This is a genomic window from Streptomyces sp. NPDC085596 (genome assembly GCF_044541565.1).
GTDB lineage: Bacteria > Actinomycetota > Actinomycetes > Streptomycetales > Streptomycetaceae > Streptomyces.
In genome coordinates, this window is record NZ_JBITTC010000001.1 from 1,109,158 (window position 1) to 1,125,517 (window position 16,360).

At 72.5% G+C, this 16,360-nt stretch carries 13 protein-coding genes; 1 reads left to right on the plus strand and 12 read right to left on the minus strand.

Translation table 11 applies throughout. The annotated features are described in order from the left end of the window. Positions 1-91: 91 nt before the first annotated feature. The 6 genes from ACIGA3_RS05100 to ACIGA3_RS05125 form a co-directional block, all read right to left on the minus strand. On the minus strand, positions 92-2,398 hold the full coding sequence (locus tag ACIGA3_RS05100) for a xanthine dehydrogenase family protein molybdopterin-binding subunit (protein WP_399710632.1): 2,307 nt from the start codon (positions 2,396-2,398) through the stop codon (positions 92-94). Further along, positions 2,395-3,849: a 2Fe-2S iron-sulfur cluster-binding protein gene (locus ACIGA3_RS05105; protein ID WP_399710634.1), complete on the minus strand. Its 1,455-nt coding sequence runs from the start codon at positions 3,847-3,849 to the stop codon at positions 2,395-2,397. Before ACIGA3_RS05105 ends, ACIGA3_RS05100 begins: the two co-directional genes overlap by 4 nt. Beyond that, complete coding sequence (locus tag ACIGA3_RS05110; RefSeq protein ID WP_399710636.1) at positions 3,846-4,739, minus strand: FAD binding domain-containing protein; 894 nt, start codon at positions 4,737-4,739, stop codon at positions 3,846-3,848. Before ACIGA3_RS05110 ends, ACIGA3_RS05105 begins: the two co-directional genes overlap by 4 nt. A gap of 224 nt (positions 4,740-4,963) precedes the next feature. Then, complete coding sequence (locus ACIGA3_RS05115; RefSeq protein ID WP_399710814.1) at positions 4,964-6,637, minus strand: beta-N-acetylhexosaminidase; 1,674 nt, start codon at positions 6,635-6,637, stop codon at positions 4,964-4,966. Positions 6,638-6,787: 150 nt separating this feature from the next. Further along, positions 6,788-7,072 carry a DUF3039 domain-containing protein gene (locus ACIGA3_RS05120; protein WP_030810948.1) on the minus strand — a complete coding sequence of 95 codons (285 nt, stop codon included), beginning with the start codon at positions 7,070-7,072 and terminating at the stop codon, positions 6,788-6,790. Positions 7,073-7,101: 29 nt separating this feature from the next. Continuing rightward, positions 7,102-7,677, minus strand: coding sequence for a YqgE/AlgH family protein (locus tag ACIGA3_RS05125; protein WP_399710638.1), 576 nt, complete (start codon positions 7,675-7,677; stop codon positions 7,102-7,104). Between the two features lie 247 nt (positions 7,678-7,924). Here ACIGA3_RS05125 and murA point away from each other — a divergent pair, with 247 nt between their 5' ends. After that, complete coding sequence (gene murA, locus ACIGA3_RS05130) at positions 7,925-9,265, plus strand: UDP-N-acetylglucosamine 1-carboxyvinyltransferase (protein ID WP_399710640.1); 1,341 nt, start codon at positions 7,925-7,927, stop codon at positions 9,263-9,265. 72 nt (positions 9,266-9,337) lie between these two features. On the opposite strand, the gene ACIGA3_RS05135 is transcribed toward murA, so the two are convergent. The 6 genes from ACIGA3_RS05135 to ACIGA3_RS05160 form a co-directional block, all read right to left on the minus strand. Then, a complete protein-coding gene (locus ACIGA3_RS05135) occupies positions 9,338-9,619 on the minus strand; it encodes an HU family DNA-binding protein (RefSeq protein ID WP_018549700.1) in 282 nt (93 codons plus the stop codon). Between the two features lie 267 nt (positions 9,620-9,886). Next, positions 9,887-11,302 carry an NAD-dependent malic enzyme gene (locus ACIGA3_RS05140; protein WP_399710642.1) on the minus strand — a complete coding sequence of 472 codons (1,416 nt, stop codon included), beginning with the start codon at positions 11,300-11,302 and terminating at the stop codon, positions 9,887-9,889. 323 nt (positions 11,303-11,625) lie between these two features. Then, positions 11,626-13,938, minus strand: coding sequence for a HelD family protein (locus ACIGA3_RS05145; protein WP_399710644.1), 2,313 nt, complete (start codon positions 13,936-13,938; stop codon positions 11,626-11,628). A gap of 87 nt (positions 13,939-14,025) precedes the next feature. Then, positions 14,026-14,847 (minus strand): anti-sigma factor family protein, encoded by an 822-nt coding sequence (locus tag ACIGA3_RS05150; RefSeq protein WP_399710646.1) that lies wholly within the window; start codon positions 14,845-14,847, stop codon positions 14,026-14,028. Next, positions 14,847-15,440: a sigma-70 family RNA polymerase sigma factor gene (locus tag ACIGA3_RS05155; RefSeq protein ID WP_393596616.1), complete on the minus strand. Its 594-nt coding sequence runs from the start codon at positions 15,438-15,440 to the stop codon at positions 14,847-14,849. The genes ACIGA3_RS05150 and ACIGA3_RS05155 overlap by 1 nt, the downstream gene beginning before the upstream one ends. 270 nt (positions 15,441-15,710) lie before the next feature. Further along, a complete protein-coding gene (locus tag ACIGA3_RS05160) occupies positions 15,711-16,277 on the minus strand; it encodes a CGNR zinc finger domain-containing protein (protein WP_399710648.1) in 567 nt (188 codons plus the stop codon). Positions 16,278-16,360 lie beyond the last annotated feature (83 nt).

The window sequence follows — 16,360 nt, forward strand, 5'->3', positions numbered from 1 at the left end:
CCGAGGATGAAGACGCCCCGGACCGCGTTCGCGTTGCCTCGAAGAAGCGGACTTCAGCCGAACAGGCGAGTTCAGCCGGACAAACGGCAGGTCACCGCGCGTTGACCACCGCGGCCTGCGGCCGGATCGGCAGCCGGTTCACCGGACGCCCGGTGGCCGCCCGCACCGCCGACGCGATCGCCGCGGGCGAGGTCACCACCGGCACCGCGCTGACCGGCTTCGCGCCGAACGGCGCCACCACGTCCCGCTCCTCGACCAGCTTCACGATCCGGATGTCGGGCGCGTCCAGCGCGGTCGGCAGCGCGTACCCGGTGAGGTCGGGATGGCGGATCAGCCCGCGCGGCGTACGGAGGTTCTCGGTGAGCGCGATGCCCACGCCCTGCGTGACCCCGCCCTCGATCCGCGCCACCAGCTGCGCGGGATTGAGCACCCGGCCCACGTCCTGCGCGACCGCCAGCTCCACCACCCGTACCGAACCTAGCTCCACGTCGACGTCGACCACCGCGCGGATCGCGCAGAAGGCGAGGCCGACGAAGGCGTCCCCCTGGCCGGCGCCGTCCAGCGGCTCGGTCGGATGGGGGCGGCACTGGGCGGTGGCCCACAGTTCCTTGCCCTCCAGCGCCTCGGTGACGGTGGTGGAGAGCACCCCGTCGTACGAGGTGATCTTGCCGTCGGTGATCTGGAGCAGCTCGGTGGACATGCCGAACTTGTGCGCCAGCGGCTGGAGGAGCTGGGTGCGGACCATCCTGGCCGCCCGCTCCACCGCCCCGCCGGACACCCAGGTGTGGCGGCCCCGGCAGCCGGGGCCGGCCGGGGGCTGGTCGGTGTCGACCGGCGCGACGTGCACCTCGTCGATGCCGAGCGTCTCCTGCACGATCTGCCGGGCCAGCGTGGTGAAGCCCTGACCGGACTCCACCGCCGCGCACAGCACGGTGGCCACGCCGTCGTGGACCCGGACGGTCGCCGTGGACACCTCGTCGGTGCCCTCGGCGCCGAGCATGTGCACCATGCCGAGCGCGTAGCCGACGCCCCGGCGCACCGCGCCCGGCTCGCCCGCGCCCTCGAGGCCGCCGGGCAGCAGCCAGTCCTCCTCCGGGCCGTCCTTGGGCAGCGCCGGCAGCGGGAAGTCCCGTACCGCCGTGAGGAGTTCGGCCACCGGGGCCGGGCAGGTCACGGTCTGGCCGATGGGCAGGACGTCGCCGGTGGCCAGGACGTTGCGCAGGCGCAGCTCGGCCGGGTCCAGGCCCAGCTTCTTGGCGAGCTTGTCCATCTGCGCCTCGTAGGCGGCGCACACCTGCATGGCGCCCTCGCCGCGCACATGGCCGGAGGGCGGGTTGTTGGTGCGTACGGCCCAGCCCTCGATGAAGGCGTTCGGGACGACATAGGGGCCGCACGCGAAGGAGACCGCGGCGGCCAGGGCGTCGGCGGAGGTGTCGGCGTAGGCGCCCGCGTCGAGCAGGATCTGCGCCTCGACCTTGACGAGTCTGCCCTCGGCGTCGGCGTGGTGGCGGTAGCGCAGCAGGGTGGGGTGGCGGTGGGCGTGCCCGAGGAAGGACTCCTCGCGGCTCGCGGTCAGCTTCACCGGGCAGCCGGTCTTGAGCGCGAGCAGGCCGAGCGGCAGCTGGAAGCCCTGGTCCTCGCGGTCGGCGGTGGCGCCGGGCACCCCGGTGACGACGATCTTCACCTGGTCGGCGGACAGCCCGAAGCAGGCGGCGGCGGTGTTGCGGTCGCTGTGCGGGTCGGTGGAGGCGAGGTACAGCTCCACCCCGCCGTCCGGGCGCGGTACGGCGAGCCCGGCCTCGGCGCCGATGGGCGCGGGGTCCTGGCGGCCGATGCGGTACAGGCCCTCGACGACGACCTCGCCGGCCGCGTCCGGGTCGCCGTGGCGCAGCGGGATGTGCCGGATCAGGTTGCCGTCCGGGTGCAGCGGCTCGGCCTCGAACGCTCGCTCGGGGTCGGTGATGGGGTCGAGGGGCTCGTACTCGACGATGACGGCGGCGGCGGCCATCCGCGCGGTGTCGGGGTGGTCGGCGGCGACGGCGGCGAGGGGCTCGCCGTGGTGACGTACGACCTCGGAGGCGAACACCGGCCGGTCGGGGGTGCCCCGGCCGTGCCGGGAGGTGCCGGGCACGTCCTCGTGGGTGATGACGGCCCGCACGCCGGGCATGGCACGCGCGTGCGTGGTGTCGATGGAGAGGATGCGCGCGTGCGCGTGCGGGGAGCGCAGCACGGCGGCCCACAGCAGGCCCTCGGCCCACAGGTCGGCCGCGTAGGGGAAGGTGCCCTCGGTCTTGGCGCGGGCGTCGGCGTGGGGCAGGGAGGCGCCCAGGCCGTGCGGCAGCGGCTCGGCCGGGGGGGCTTCCGCCGCCGTGGTCGCGGTGGCGGCTTCGTCGCTCACGCCTGGCCTCCGTCCTGGCCGTGGTGCGGGTCGTGCGGGGCGCCGAACGCGCCGAAGGCGCCGGGTGCTTCGAACGCCGAGGGGTTGACGCTGCCGGAGCCGGGGCCCGCCTGGTGCGGGATGCGCGCGGTGTCGGCGTCCGGCTCGAGGTCGGCACCGATGCCGGCCTCGCGTTCGGCGACGACCTCGCGGACGGCGTCCAGGACGCCCCGGTAGCCGGAGCAGCGGCACAGGTTGCCGCAGAGCGCCTGGCGGGTCTCCAGCTCGGTGGGGGCGGGGTTGCCCTCCAGCAGGTCGTGCAGGGTCATGGCGATGCCGGGTACGCAGAAGCCGCACTGCACCGCGCCGCACCGGGCGAGCGCCCGCTGTACGTCGGAGGAGTGGCCGCCGCTCGCCAGGCCCTCGACGGTACGGACCTCGCTGCCCGCGGCGGTGACCGCCGGGACCAGGCAGGAGGCCACGAGCCGTCCGTCGACCTGGACGTTGCACGCCCCGCACTCGCCCTGCGAGCAGCCGTCCTTGGCGCCCGCGAGGCCGAGCCGCTCGCGCAGCACGTAGAGCAGCGACTCGCCGATCCAGGCGTCGGTGACGGGCCGGTCGGCGCCGTTGACGCGCAGCACGTAGGAGGCGAGGGGGTGTTCGTTCCGGGGCGGCGGAAGGGACTCGTCCTCGGTCCCGGCCTCCGCGTCCTCCCCGCTCTCCTCGACGAGGCCGACGGCGGTGTCCGCCTCGTCGGCCGCGCCTGGCTCCTCCACGGCCTCCGGGGCCGCCTCGGGCTCCTCGGCCGCACCCTCGTCCGACGGGCCGTCAGAGGCGCCCTCAGGGGCCTCTACGAAGCTCTCGGCGGGCTCGGCGGGCTCGTTCTCGTAGCCGGGGTGGGCCTCTTCGGGCTCGGGCGCCGCGTGGTCCGTGGGTCCCTGGGGCCCCCACGCCCCGCCGATGGTGTCGGTGACCCAGGGCGCGGCGGCGCCGCCGGGGAGGACCGGCGGGGCGGCGCCCCACTGCTCGGCCAGCGCGGAGGTGGTGAACTCGCCGGACTCGTCGGGCAGGTCGCCCCCGGCGACCGGCACGGACCACTGCCCGGTGACGTCGTGGCCGGGCGGGGCGGACTCCTCGGTGGTCCAGTGCCCCTGCGCCTCGGGCTGGTAGGTGAACCGGTCGTCGCCGTGCGGCTGCTGGGGCGGGACGGTGTCCTGGGCGGGCCACTGGTCCTGGGGCACACCCCAGGCGTTCTGGCCCTCGCCCTCCGGCGGGGTCGTTATCCGGGGCGGCACATAGCTGTGGCCCGGCGCGGCCAGCGGGCTGTCACCGGCCAGCAGGGCGTCGATACCGCCCTCGGGGAGCTGGACGAAGGCGGTGGCGCCGTCGTCGTACTCGCCCTGGGGCAGCGGGTTCCAGCGGCCGCCGCCCTGGGACGTGTCGTCCTCGTGTCCGCGCTGGTCGTCGGTCACGACAGCGCCCTCCCCAGTGCTCGTCGGGCCAGCGCGGCGACGGTGCGCCGCAGGTGCAGTACGGCGGGCGGCAGCGGGACGACCGTGCCGTCCGGCTCCGGCGCCGGGTCGGGGATGCAGGCCGCGGCGACGTACTCGCCGAATGCCTGGAGGGCTTCGGGGACGAGGGCGCGGTCGTTGTCCCAGTCGATGAGCTGCGCGACCCACTGCTCGGCGTCCAGCGGGCGCAGCGGCATCGGCGCTATGGCGCCCACCGCGCACCGCACTCCGCGCCGGGCGGGGTCGAGGACGAGGGCGACCGAGGCGACCGAGCGGCCGGGCCCGGTGCGGCCGGTGGCCTTGAGGAAGACCTGGGGGGCGTGCAGCAGCGGAATCCGGACGTAGCCGATGAGTTCGCCGCCGCGGAGCATCTCGACCCCGGCCAGCAGGTGCGAGACGGGGACCTCGCGGCGGGCGCCGTCCGGGCCGGCGACGATCAGCGTCGCCTCCAGCGCGGCCAGCACCGGCAGCGCGTCACCGGTGGGGGCGGCGGAGGCGACGTTGCCGCCGAGGGTGCCCGCGTTGCGGATGTGCGGCGGTCCGGCGGCGCGCGCGGCGGCGGCGAGCGCCGGGATCAGCGCGGCGAAGTCGGGGCGGCCCATGCGGGCGTGGGTGAGGCCCGCGCCGAGCAGGGCGTGGCCGTCCTGGTACTGCCAGCCGCGGATCTCGCTGATCCGGCCGAGGCCGACCAGCGCGGCGGGCCTGAGCTGCCCGGAGTTGACGGCGGCCATGAGGTCGGTGCCGCCGGCGACGGGGACCGCGGCGGGCATGGCGGTGAGGGCCGCCACCGCCTCGTCCAGCGTCGTGGGCAGCGTGACGGCCTGTGCCGCCTGCGGTGCGTGCGTGGTCAAACCGGCTGCCCCTTCCCGCTGCCCCACCTGGTCGCGCCTGTGCTGCCGTACGGTACGTGCCGACAGGGCGGACGTGGCAACTCTGGCACATCTTCGCAAGGCTCGGACGCGCGGGTCGGCCAAGGGGTGTTGACCCACTCCATCGGGCGGATGGTCCCGTTTACACCAGCATCTTCGGGTCGGTCCGATTGACCCTCTTCGGTGATTCCCGGGCGGTTCTCCCGTTACGTGTTCGGGTGGGCGTTCGAGGGCGCGGGGGCCGGGGGTTCCGGCTCGGCGGGCGGTCCGGCGAAGGGCCGTCCCGGCACTCCGGGGCGCCGCTGCCAGGGGTGGGGGCCGCCGGGCGGGCGGTAGGCGACGCCGAGCGCGTCAAGTCGCCGGTAGTGGGCGCCCATCCGGCGCTCGAAGCCGGCGAGGTCCCGTTCGGCGGGCGCGGGCAGCGGGCTCCAGACGACCTCGGCGAACGCGGCGAGCCTGGGGAAGACCTGGTAGTCGACGCGTCCGGCGTCCTCGGTCACCTCGGTCCACACATTGGCCTGGGCGCCCAGCACATGGCGGCCCTCGTCGGCGGTGAGACCGTCCGGTACGGGCTCGAACCGGTAGACGTCGGCCAGGGTGCGGACGTAGCCGATGGGCACCGGTTCGTCCGGGCCGGACGCCTGCCGGTGGTCGAGGTAGACGTGCTGCTCTGGGCACATGACCACGTCGTGCCCGGCCCGCGCGGCGATCCGGCCGCCCCGGTGTCCGCGCCAGGAGGAGACGGCCGCGCCGGGCGGGAGCGGGCCGTCGAGGATCTCGTCCCAGCCGACGAGCCTGCGCCCGCGTTCGGCGAGCCAGGCGCCGAAGTGGCCGGCGAACCAGGAGCGCAGCCCGTCCACGTCCGCGAGCCCGAGTTCCGCCGCGCGGGCCCGCGCGGCGGGCGACTTCCGCCACTGGTCCGGCGGGCACTCGTCGCCGCCCAGGTGCACGAAGGACGACGGGAACAGCGCGAGCACCTCTTCGAGCACGCCCTCGTAGAAGCGCAGGACCTTCTCGGTGGGGGCGAGCACGTACGGGGAGATCCCCCAGTCGTCCCGGACGGTGAGGGCGGAGGTGTCGACGGCGTCGGTGTTGCCGAGTTCGGGATAGGAGGCGATGGCGGCCTGGGAGTGGCCGGGAAGATCGATTTCCGGGACGACGGTGATATGGCGTTCGGCGGCGTAGGAGACGATCTCCCGGATGTCGTCCTGGGTGTAGTGGCCGCCGTGCGGTTTCGCCTCCCAGAGAGGGGACGAGCGGTGGCCGAATTTGGTCCGCGCGCGCCAGGAGCCGACCTCCGTGAGCCTCGGGTGGCGCTGGATCTCGATCCGCCATCCCTGATCGTCCGTCAGGTGCAGGTGGAGGACGTTGAGTTTGTGCGCGGCCAGCAGATCCAGATAGCGCAGGACGCCTTCCTTGGGCATGAAGTGCCGGGCCACGTCGAGCAGCATGCCGCGCCAGCCGAACCGGGGCGCGTCGGCGATCCGCACCGGTGGCAGCCGCCAGGTACGGCCGGGCAGCGGGGCCCGCCGGAAGGCGTCGGCGCCGAGCAGCTGCCGTAGCGTCTGGGCGCCCCAGAACAGCCCGGCCGGACCGCCGCCGCGCAGGTCGGCGCCGGTGGGCGTGATGTCGAGCCGGTAGCCCTCGGTGCCGAGTTCCCCGGTGACGCGCGGGTCGACGGTGAGCCGTACGACGTCCTCGCCGGTGCCGTCGGCCGGGGCGAGGGGGAGGCCGGTGGCCGCGCCCAGGGTGGTGCGCAGCCAGCGCGCGGTGCCGTCGGCGCCCTCCCCCCGGGCCGCCAGAGCGGTGCCGGGGCCCAGGAGGAATCCCTCGCCCGAGCCTCCGTACGCCTCGATCGGCGCCGGAATCACCTCAGGAATCCCACCGGTCACTTCAGCCCCCGAAATACCTCGGCATACCTCGGCGCACAGCCCGGAATCCGTATCAGGGGGACGCTGCCCCGGCGCCCGGTGAAACACGCGTGAAAAACACCGGGAAGCGCGCCGGAGGCAATCCTCGAGTCAGCGGCCTTACTTCTTGTCCTTGTCCCCGCCCTTGTCGCCACCGCTGCTCATGGACTCGTAGATCTCCTTGCACATGGGGCAGACGGGGTACTTCTTCGGGTCGCGGCCCGGCACCCAGACCTTGCCGCACAGCGCCACGACGGGGGTGCCGTCCAGGGCGCTCGCCATGATCTTGTCCTTCTGGACGTAGTGGGCGAAGCGCTCATGGTCGCCGTCGCCGTGGGACACCTGCGGCGTCGGCTCTACGAGGGTCCCCGTACCAGTCCCGCGCTCGGGCTCAAGAGTGCTCATACCGCCAAGGGTACTGAAGCTCACAGGCATCAGTTGAGCGATGGGTCGTCCGGATACGTGGCCACCATCGCCAGGTCTCCGCGCTGCCGACGCAGCACCTCGCGCCACAGCCGTTCGGGGGCCGGGGAGGAGATGTCGCCGGGCTCGGACTCGACCACGTACCAGGCGCCCTGGTCCAGCTCGTCCTGGAGCTGGCCCGGCCCCCAGCCCGCGTACCCGGCGAAGATGCGCAGCGCGCCGAGGGCGGAGGCGACCAGTTCGGGCGGGGTCTCCAGATCGACCAGGCCGATCGCGCCGTACACCCGGCGCCAGCCGAGCGGGGCGGCGCTCTCCCCCTCACCGCCGCCGGGGACCACGGCGATGCCGAGCGCGGAGTCCAGCGAGACGGGGCCGCCCTGGAAGACCACACCGGGCTCGCCCGCCAGGGACGCCCAGCCGGCCAGCACGTCGCGCACGTCCACCGGGGTGGGGCGGTTGAGGACCACCCCCAGGGAGCCCTCCTCGTCGTGGTCGAGGAGGAGCACCACCGCGCGGTCGAAGTTCGGGTCCGCCAGGGCGGGGGTCGCCACGAGCAGCCGCCCTGTGAGCGAGGACACCTCGGTCATGCCAGACATGATCCCGCATCCCGGCCCCGCGTGGGGAGCCGAAAGGCACATGAACAGCGAGCACGTCCCCCGGGGAGCCGTGCGGCGCGGTGACCCGACGTACCCGCGGGGAAACCGTTCGTGTTGTGACACGGCTGGCGGGCGCTCGGGCTTACGGGCGAAGGGTGATCGGCGATTACCCTGTCTCTCCGGCCCCTGCGCAAAGTGATCGGCCGACCCCTGCCCGACTCATCGGAACGCGAGATTCATGACCGTCAACGACGATGTCCTGCTTGTCCACGGCGGAACCCCGCTGGAGGGCGAGATCCGTGTCCGCGGTGCGAAGAACCTCGTGCCGAAGGCCATGGTCGCCGCCCTCCTGGGCAGCGCGCCCAGCCGCCTGCGCAACGTCCCGGACATCCGTGACGTGCGGGTCGTGCGCGGCCTGCTCCAGCTGCACGGCGTGACGGTGCGGCCGGGCGAGGAGCCGGGCGAGCTGATCCTGGACCCGACCTACGTCGAGAGCGCGAACGTCGCCGACATCGACGCCCACGCGGGTTCCAGCCGTATCCCGATCCTGTTCTGCGGCCCGCTGCTGCACCGCCTGGGCCACGCCTTCATTCCCGGCCTCGGCGGCTGCGACATCGGCGGCCGTCCGATCGACTTCCACTTCGACGTGCTGCGCCAGTTCGGCGCGACCATCGAGAAGCGGGCCGACGGGCAGTATCTGGAGGCTCCGCAGCGGCTGCGCGGCACGAAGATCGACCTGCCGTACCCGTCGGTGGGCGCGACCGAGCAGGTGCTGCTGACGGCCGTGCTGGCCGAGGGTGTCACCGAGCTGTCCAACGCGGCCGTGGAGCCCGAGATCGAGGACCTCATCTGCGTACTGCAGAAGATGGGCGCGATCATCGCCATGGACACCGACCGGACGATCCGCATCACCGGTGTGGACTCGCTGGGCGGCTACAACCACCGCGCCCTCCCGGACCGTCTGGAGGCCGCGTCCTGGGCGTCCGCGGCGCTGGCGACCGGCGGCAACATCTACGTCCGGGGCGCCCAGCAGCGCTCGATGATGACGTTCCTGAACACCTACCGCAAGGTCGGCGGCGCCTTCGAGATCGACGACGAGGGCATCCGCTTCTGGCACCCCGGCGGCCAGCTGAAGTCGATCGCGCTGGAGACGGACGTCCACCCCGGCTTCCAGACCGACTGGCAGCAGCCGCTGGTGGTGGCCCTCACTCAGGCCACGGGCCTGTCCATCGTCCACGAGACGGTCTACGAGTCCCGCCTCGGCTTCACCTCGGCGCTGAACCAGATGGGCGCGCACATCCAGCTGTACCGGGAGTGCCTGGGCGGCTCGAACTGCCGCTTCGGCGCGCGGAACTTCCTGCACTCGGCGGTCGTCTCAGGACCGACCAAGCTCCAGGGCGCCGACCTGGTCATCCCCGACCTGCGCGGCGGCTTCTCGTACCTGATCGCGGCCCTGGCCGCCGAGGGCACCTCGCGGGTCCACGGCATCGACCTGATCAACCGCGGCTACGAGAACTTCATGGAGAAGCTCGTGGAGCTGGGCGCGAAGGTCGAGCTGCCGGGCAAGGCGCTCGGCTAGAGCCGGCCGGTCCGGATACGCAGAATGGGCGGCCCCCTTTCGGGGAGCCGCCCACTTTGCGTTATGAGGGATTTACTTACCCTTGGCAGCTTCCTTGAGCTTCGAGCCCGCGGAGACCTTCACGCTGAAGCCGGCCGGGATGTTGATGGGCTCACCGGTCTGCGGGTTGCGCGCGGTACGAGCGGCACGGTGGGTGCGCTCGAAGGTCAGGAAGCCGGGGATGGTGACCTTCTCGTCGCCCTTGGAGACGATGTCGCCGACGACCTCGGCGAACGCGGCCAGCACGGCGTCGGCGTCCTTGCGGGTCACCTCGGCGCGGTCGGCCAGCGCGGCCACCAGCTCACTGCGGTTCATGTTCTTACTCCCGTGTTCTTCTTGCCAATGAGGCGTGAGGTGAGATCGATGCCGATGCGCTCGCGCCCAGAGACGCATCCTGCCCCTACCTGCGGCGGGAAAGCCAATCCGGCACCCGTAGGAGTCATGAGAACACCCTAGGGAGTCACACGAAAAGCGCCTGCCCCGCCGACACCCTAAAGGGCGTCACGACCGGGGAACCGACGACTCGCCGTAGGGGAGGCAGCGCCGGTCCACACAACCTCCCCGACCCTACGGCAAGCTCTGCTAGGACGCCGCTCCGGCCGCCTTGGCGGCCTCCCGGACCGCCCCGGCCACGGCGCCCGCGACCTTGTCGTTGAAGACGCTGGGGACGATGTAGTTGGCGTTCAGCTCGTCCTCGGTCACCACGTTGGCCAGGGCGTGCGCGGCGGCGAGCATCATCTCGGTGTTGACGGTGCGGGACTGGGCGTCCAGCAGGCCCCGGAAGACACCGGGGAAGACCAGCACGTTGTTGATCTGGTTGGGGAAGTCGGAGCGGCCCGTGGCCACCACGGCGGCCGTCTGACGGGCCACGGCGGGGTCGACCTCGGGGTCCGGGTTCGCCAGTGCGAAGACGATCGCGCCCTCCGCCATCGCGGCCACGTCGGCCCCGTCGAGGACGTTCGGGGCGGAGACGCCGATGAAGACGTCCGCGCCGCGCACGGCCTCCTTGAGGGTGCCCGTGAGGTTCTCGGGGTTGGTGTTGTCCGCGATCCAGCGCAGCGGGGAGTCGGCCGGGGCGTTCACCAGGTCCGCGCGGTCGGCCTGCACCACGCCGTGGATGTCGGCGACGACGGCGTTCTTCAGGCCCGCGGCGAGCAGCAGCTTCAGGATGGCCGTACCGGCCGCTCCGGCGCCGGACATGACGACCCGGATGGACTCCATCGTGCGGCCGGTGACACGCAGCGCGTTGGTCAGCGCGGCCAGTACGACGATGGCGGTGCCGTGCTGGTCGTCGTGGAAGACGGGGATGTCCAGGGCCTCACGCAGCCGGGCCTCGATCTCGAAGCAGCGGGGCGCGGAGATGTCCTCCAGGTTGATGCCCGCGAAGCCGGGGGCGATGGCCTTGACGATCTCCACGATGGCGTCGGTGTCCTGGGTGTCCAGGCACAGCGGCCAGGCGTCGATCCCGGCGAACCGCTTGAACAGGGCCGCCTTGCCCTCCATCACGGGCAGCGCGGCCATGGGGCCGATGTTGCCGAGGCCCAGCACGGCGGAGCCGTCCGTCACGACCGCAACGGAGTTGCGCTTGATGGTCAGACGCCGGGCGTCCTCGGGGTTCTCCGCGATCGCCATGCAGACACGCGCCACACCGGGGGTGTAGATCATGGAGAGGTCGTCGCGGTTGCGGATCGGATGCTTGGACTGCATCTCGATCTTGCCGCCGAGGTGCATCAGGAACGTACGGTCGGAGACCTTGCCGAGCGTGACGCCCTCGATGCCGCGCAGCTCCTCGACGATCTCGTCGGCGTGCGCGGTGGAGCTCGCGGCGATGGTGACGTCGATCCGGAGCTTCTCGTGCCCGGACGCGGTGACGTCGAGGCCGGTGACCGAGCCTCCGGAGGACTCCACGGCGGTGGTGAGCTGCGAGACGGCCGTTCCGCTCGCGGGCACCTCCAACCGGATGGTCATCGAGTAGGAGACGCTGGGCGCCGTTGCCATGGCCGACTTCCTCTGCTTTCACCGTGACGCGTGTTGTGCCGTCCGATCGTCGCACCTACCGCCGAGTACGTGGTAGTCGCCCCCGATTGCGGACGTTGTGTTCTCGGGCCGTTGCCCAAGACGAGAGGCCCACGTCACAGGGACGTGGGCCTCTCGCTCACATTCATGACACCGACCCGCCATGCTCGCCTCGCGGCAAGTGGTCGCTCGTAGCGACGAAGGTTGGGCCCGGGGGCTTGGATCGGGCCGGTGCCACGACAAGGCTAACAAACGGACGCCGAGGGGCATTCCCCCGTGCGCGGGGTTCTCGGAAACAGGCCCGTTCAGTCCCGCAGCAGGTCCGGGACGCCGGCCGGGTCCGGCTCGTCACGGTCGCCGGAGACGACGGTGAGCTGCTGGGTGGCGCGGGTGAGGGCCACGTACAGCACGCGCAGGCCGGCCGGGGACTCGTCGGCGATCTCGGCCGGGGAGACGACCACGGTCGCGTCGTACTCCAGGCCCTTGGCCTCCAGGCTGCCGAGGGCGACCGCCCGGTCACCGAGCCCGGCGAGCCAGCGGCGGGCCTCCTCGCGGCGGTTCATGGCGACGACGACGCCGACGGTGCCGTCGACCAGGGAGAGCAGCCGCTCGGCCTCCGCGCGGACGGTGTGGGCCAGGGAGTCGCCGGCGACCTCGAAGCGCGGCTGGACGCCCGTGGAGCGTACGGCGCGGGGGGATTCGGAGCCGGGCATGGCGAGGGCGAGGACCTTGGCGGCCAACTCGGCGATCTCGGCCGGGTTGCGGTAGTTGACGGTCAGCTCGAAGCGGCGCCGGGGTCTGGTGCCCAGGGCCTCGTCGCGGGCCTCGGCGGCCTCGTCCGGGTCGGACCAGGAGGACTGGGCGGGGTCGCCGACGACCGTCCAGGTGGCGTGCCGGCCCCGGCGGCCGACCATGCGCCACTGCATCGGGGTGAGGTCCTGGGCCTCGTCCACGATGACGTGGGCGTACTCGGTGCGTTCCTGGGCGAGGCGCTCGGCCCGCTCGCGCTGGGTCTCCTCGCGTACCGGCATCAGCTCCTCCAGGCCGGTGAGGTGGTCCAGCGGGTCGAGTTCGCGCTTCTTGCGGGGGCGGGCGGGGGCGCCCAGGATCGCCTGGAGCTCGTCCAGCATGGCGATGTCGTGCACGGAGAGGCCGTCCCGCTTCAGCGCGCGGGCGACCTTGCGGACCTCGCCGGGGTTGAGGACACGGCGGGCCCAGCGGCCGAGCCGCCTCTCGTCGGCCATGGCCGCGAGGACGCCCTTGGGGGTCAGCTCGGGCCACCAGGCGTCGAGGAAGGCGATGAAGGAGTCCTCGTCGGCCACGTCCTCGTCGAAGGAGGCGCGCAGCTCGGCGGCCAGCTCGGGGTCGGTGTGCCGGCCGGCGGCGCCGGACTTGGCCCACAGGGCGTCCAGCAGCAGCTTGCGGGCGCGGGGGCGGAGCAGGTTGACCGGGGCGGTGCCGCCGAGCGCGGTGTGCCGGACGGACTCCAGCTCCTGGGCCTCCAGTTCGAGGCGGCGCCCGAAGGCGACCACACGGAGCCGCTCGGGCGGAGTGCCCCCGGCGCCGAGTTCGAGGGCGCCGCGCGCGGCCCGGCGCAGCACCTTCAGCATCCGGTACGAGCCCTTGGCGCGGGCGACGGCGGGTGAGTCGTGGAGCGTGGCCTCGACACCGTCGACGAGTGAGCCGATGGCGCGGATGGCGACCTGGCCCTCCTCGCCGAGGGAGGGCAGCACGCCCTCGGTGTAGGCCACCAGCAGCGGGGTCGGCGAGACGATCAGGATGCCCCCCGCGTAGCGTCTGCGGTCCTGGTAGAGCAGATAGGCCGCGCGGTGCAGGGCGACGGCGGTCTTGCCGGTGCCGGGGCCGCCCTCCACGTAGGTGACGGAGGCGGCGGGGGCGCGGATGACCCGGTCCTGCTCGGCCTGGATCGAGGAGACGATGTCCCGCATGGTGTGCCCGCGCGCCTGGCCGAGGGCGGCCATCAGCGCGCCGTCACCGATGACGGGCAGTTCCCCGCCGTCCAGGGTGGCCTTCAGCTCGGGGCGCATCAGGTCGTCCTCGACGCCGAGGACGCGGCGGCCCTTGGAGCGGATGACCCGGCGCCGCACGACCCGGCCGGGGTCGACGGGGGTGGAGCGGTAGAACGGCGCGGCGGCCGGCGCCCGCCAGTCGATGACCAGCGGGGAGTAGTCCTGGTCGAGGACGCCGATCCGCCCGATGTGCAGGGTCTCGGCGATGTCGGCGGTGTTGTCGGGGCGCACGGCGCCCTCGGCGGGCTCGACGGCGGTGTACGCGCCGTCCGGGCCCTTCTTGCCGTCCTTGCCCTGGAGCAGGTCGACGCGGCCGAAGAGGAAGTCCTCGAACTCGTTGTTGAGCCGGTTGAGATGGATGCCGGCCCTGAAGACCTGCGCGTCCCGCTCGGCCAGCGCGCCGGGTGTACCCACATGGCCGCGCTGGGCCGCGTCGTGCATCAGGAACTCGGCCTCGTGGATCTTCTCCTCGAGCCGCTGGTACACCCGGTCCAGGTGTTCCTGTTCGACGCTGATCTCTCGGTCCCGTACGGAGTCGTTAGCGCCGTGTACCGAGCCGACCGCGGAATGCTGAACCTGAGCGGCCACCGGGCCCCCTTCTGACGTGCTGGGCAGCCGTCAACCGTACGCGAAGAGGACCCGGCAAAGCTACGCGGGCGTGGTTCTGGACATCCACTAAGCATCCACTTGGACGAGCTTCTTCCCATCGAGGGTCATCACGTCGAAGTGGTCGATCTCGTTCGGCTGGAGCGCGGTGCCGCCCCCGATGAACAGGGGGTTGCGGGACTGCTCGGTCTTGCCGTCCGGCAGGCCGTACCCGTCCTCGGGGACGCTCCAGGAGCCGAGCGTCTGCCGCTCGCCGTTGCTGCCGACCGCGATCAGGGAGCACTTCAGCGGACCCTTGACGCCCTTGAGGCGCAGGACGGCGTCGGTGCCCCAGGTCTTGCCCTGCATGGCGACGGTCGCGGAGACACCGGTACCGGCGTCCGTGCCGGTGACCTTGTCGGGCAGCTGCTCGAAGTGGTCCTTGGCGGAGGCGGCCAGCGGGGTCGCGGTCTGACTCGTGCCACCGCCGCTCACCGACATCACGGCCACCGGGCCGCCGACGATCAGCGCGGCCGCGGCCGCGACCAGGTAGAAACCGCGGCGCCGCTTGCGCGCGCGTCGCTCGGAGACCTCGTCGACCAGTTTCTCGACCAGCCTCGGACTCGGCCGCGCGGACAGCGACTCCCCGATGACGGGGGTGCTGCCGGTGCCCGGCAGGTCCGCGAGGGCTGCCAGCATGGGCTCCATCCCCGCGAGTTCGTCCAGTTGCTGGGCGCACCACTCGCAGCCCGCGAGGTGCGTCTCGAACGCGGTCGCCTCGGTGTCGTCGAGAATCCCGAGGGCGTAGGCGCCGACGGTCTCGTGCTCGTTCGGCACCGGAGATCCCTGCATGGGGCCAGACATACCCGTACTCCCCGCGCCGAATCCTCGCATTCCCCCGTACACACTCATCACGCCGTCACCCCCCGCTCCTCCAGCGCCAGCTTCATCGATCGCAGGGCGTAGAACACCCGTGAGCGGACTGTGCCGCTGGGTATCCCGAGGGTCTGGGCCGCCTCGTTGACGGTACGCCCCTTGAAGTAGGTCTCGACGAGGACCTCACGGTGGGCCGGGGTCAGGTCGTCGAGCGCGTCCGTCAGCGTCATCAGCCACAGCGCCTTGTCGATCTCGTCCTCCGCGGGGATGACCTCCAGCGGCGACGGATCGACCTCCTGCGGCCGGGCCTGCCGGCTGCGGTGGCCGTCGATGACGATGCGCCGGGCGACCGTCACCAGCCAGGGGCGTACCGAACCGGTCGCCCGATTGAGCTGACCGGCGTTCTTCCAGGCACGGATGAGCGTTTCCTGTACGACGTCCTCGGCTCGCTGCCGGTCACCGGCGACCAACCGGAGGACATAGGCGAGGAGTGGTCCGGCGTGCTCCCGGTACAGGGCACGCATCAACTCCTCGTCGGGTTCCGACGACTGTGAGGGCTGCGAGGACATGCGATGTCGGGCCCTCGATCCAGGTTCATTGGCCACGGCCGCATCCTTGCGCACGCCCACCTCCGGTGTCCGGGGCTTGCCCCCGTCGGTCGCTCGCCCCTTCGTACGGGGCGCGGGGCGCGGTTGTTCAAGGTGAGGTGGTGTTTTTCTCAGTGGCGGTGTGACGAGCGGGACATGCGCGCACATTCTCACCGCGCGATCTTTACATTTCCGACACGGCGTCAAGCGGACTTGAGCTGCCCTTACTTACGGCTGGGCAAACGCGGTGTAGTGCAGATCACACGCCTCAAGTGAATGTGTCTTTGGGGCACTTGGGCCTTACCCGGACGTTCAGGACCGCGCGAGCGCGACCCGCCGCCGGTGCCTGGCGACCCGCTCCCGGTTCCCGCACACCTCACTGGAACACCATCGCCTGCGCCGCCCGCGGGAGGTGTCGAGATACAGCAGCGGACACCCGTCCCCCGCGCATTCGCGCACGGCCGCCCGCGCGAGGGGGTCGGTGAGGAGGTCGATGGTGTCGCGGGCGAGGAGGGAGAGGAGGGCGGCGCACTGGACCGGCTCGGCCAACTCCCTGACCAGTCGCCCCCTTTCGCCAGGTACCGCATGGACGGCCGGGGGTGCGGCGGCGCGGGCGGTGCGGTTGATCCGGTCGAGCGAGTCGCCGGGGACGGCGGCACCCGCCCGTATCAACCGGTCGACATGCAGGCGCAGTTCAAGGAAGCGCCGGACCCATCCCCCGTCGGCCTGCCGAAGCGGAGTCCCCACGGGCACCAGCCCGGCCCCGACGACCCAGGCCACCAACTCCCCCGCTGTACCGATCCGTTCCTCCGGATGCGCGGTGGCCAGCAGATCCAGGCAACTGCGCCCGGCGTCGAATCGTGGCGTACCGGGTGCCATGCGCTTCGGTCACCGCCTAGGCAGGAGGGCGTCTTCTCGCTCCCCTCCACAGTGCCCCTCCCGCCCGGCGGCCGGAACCCCCG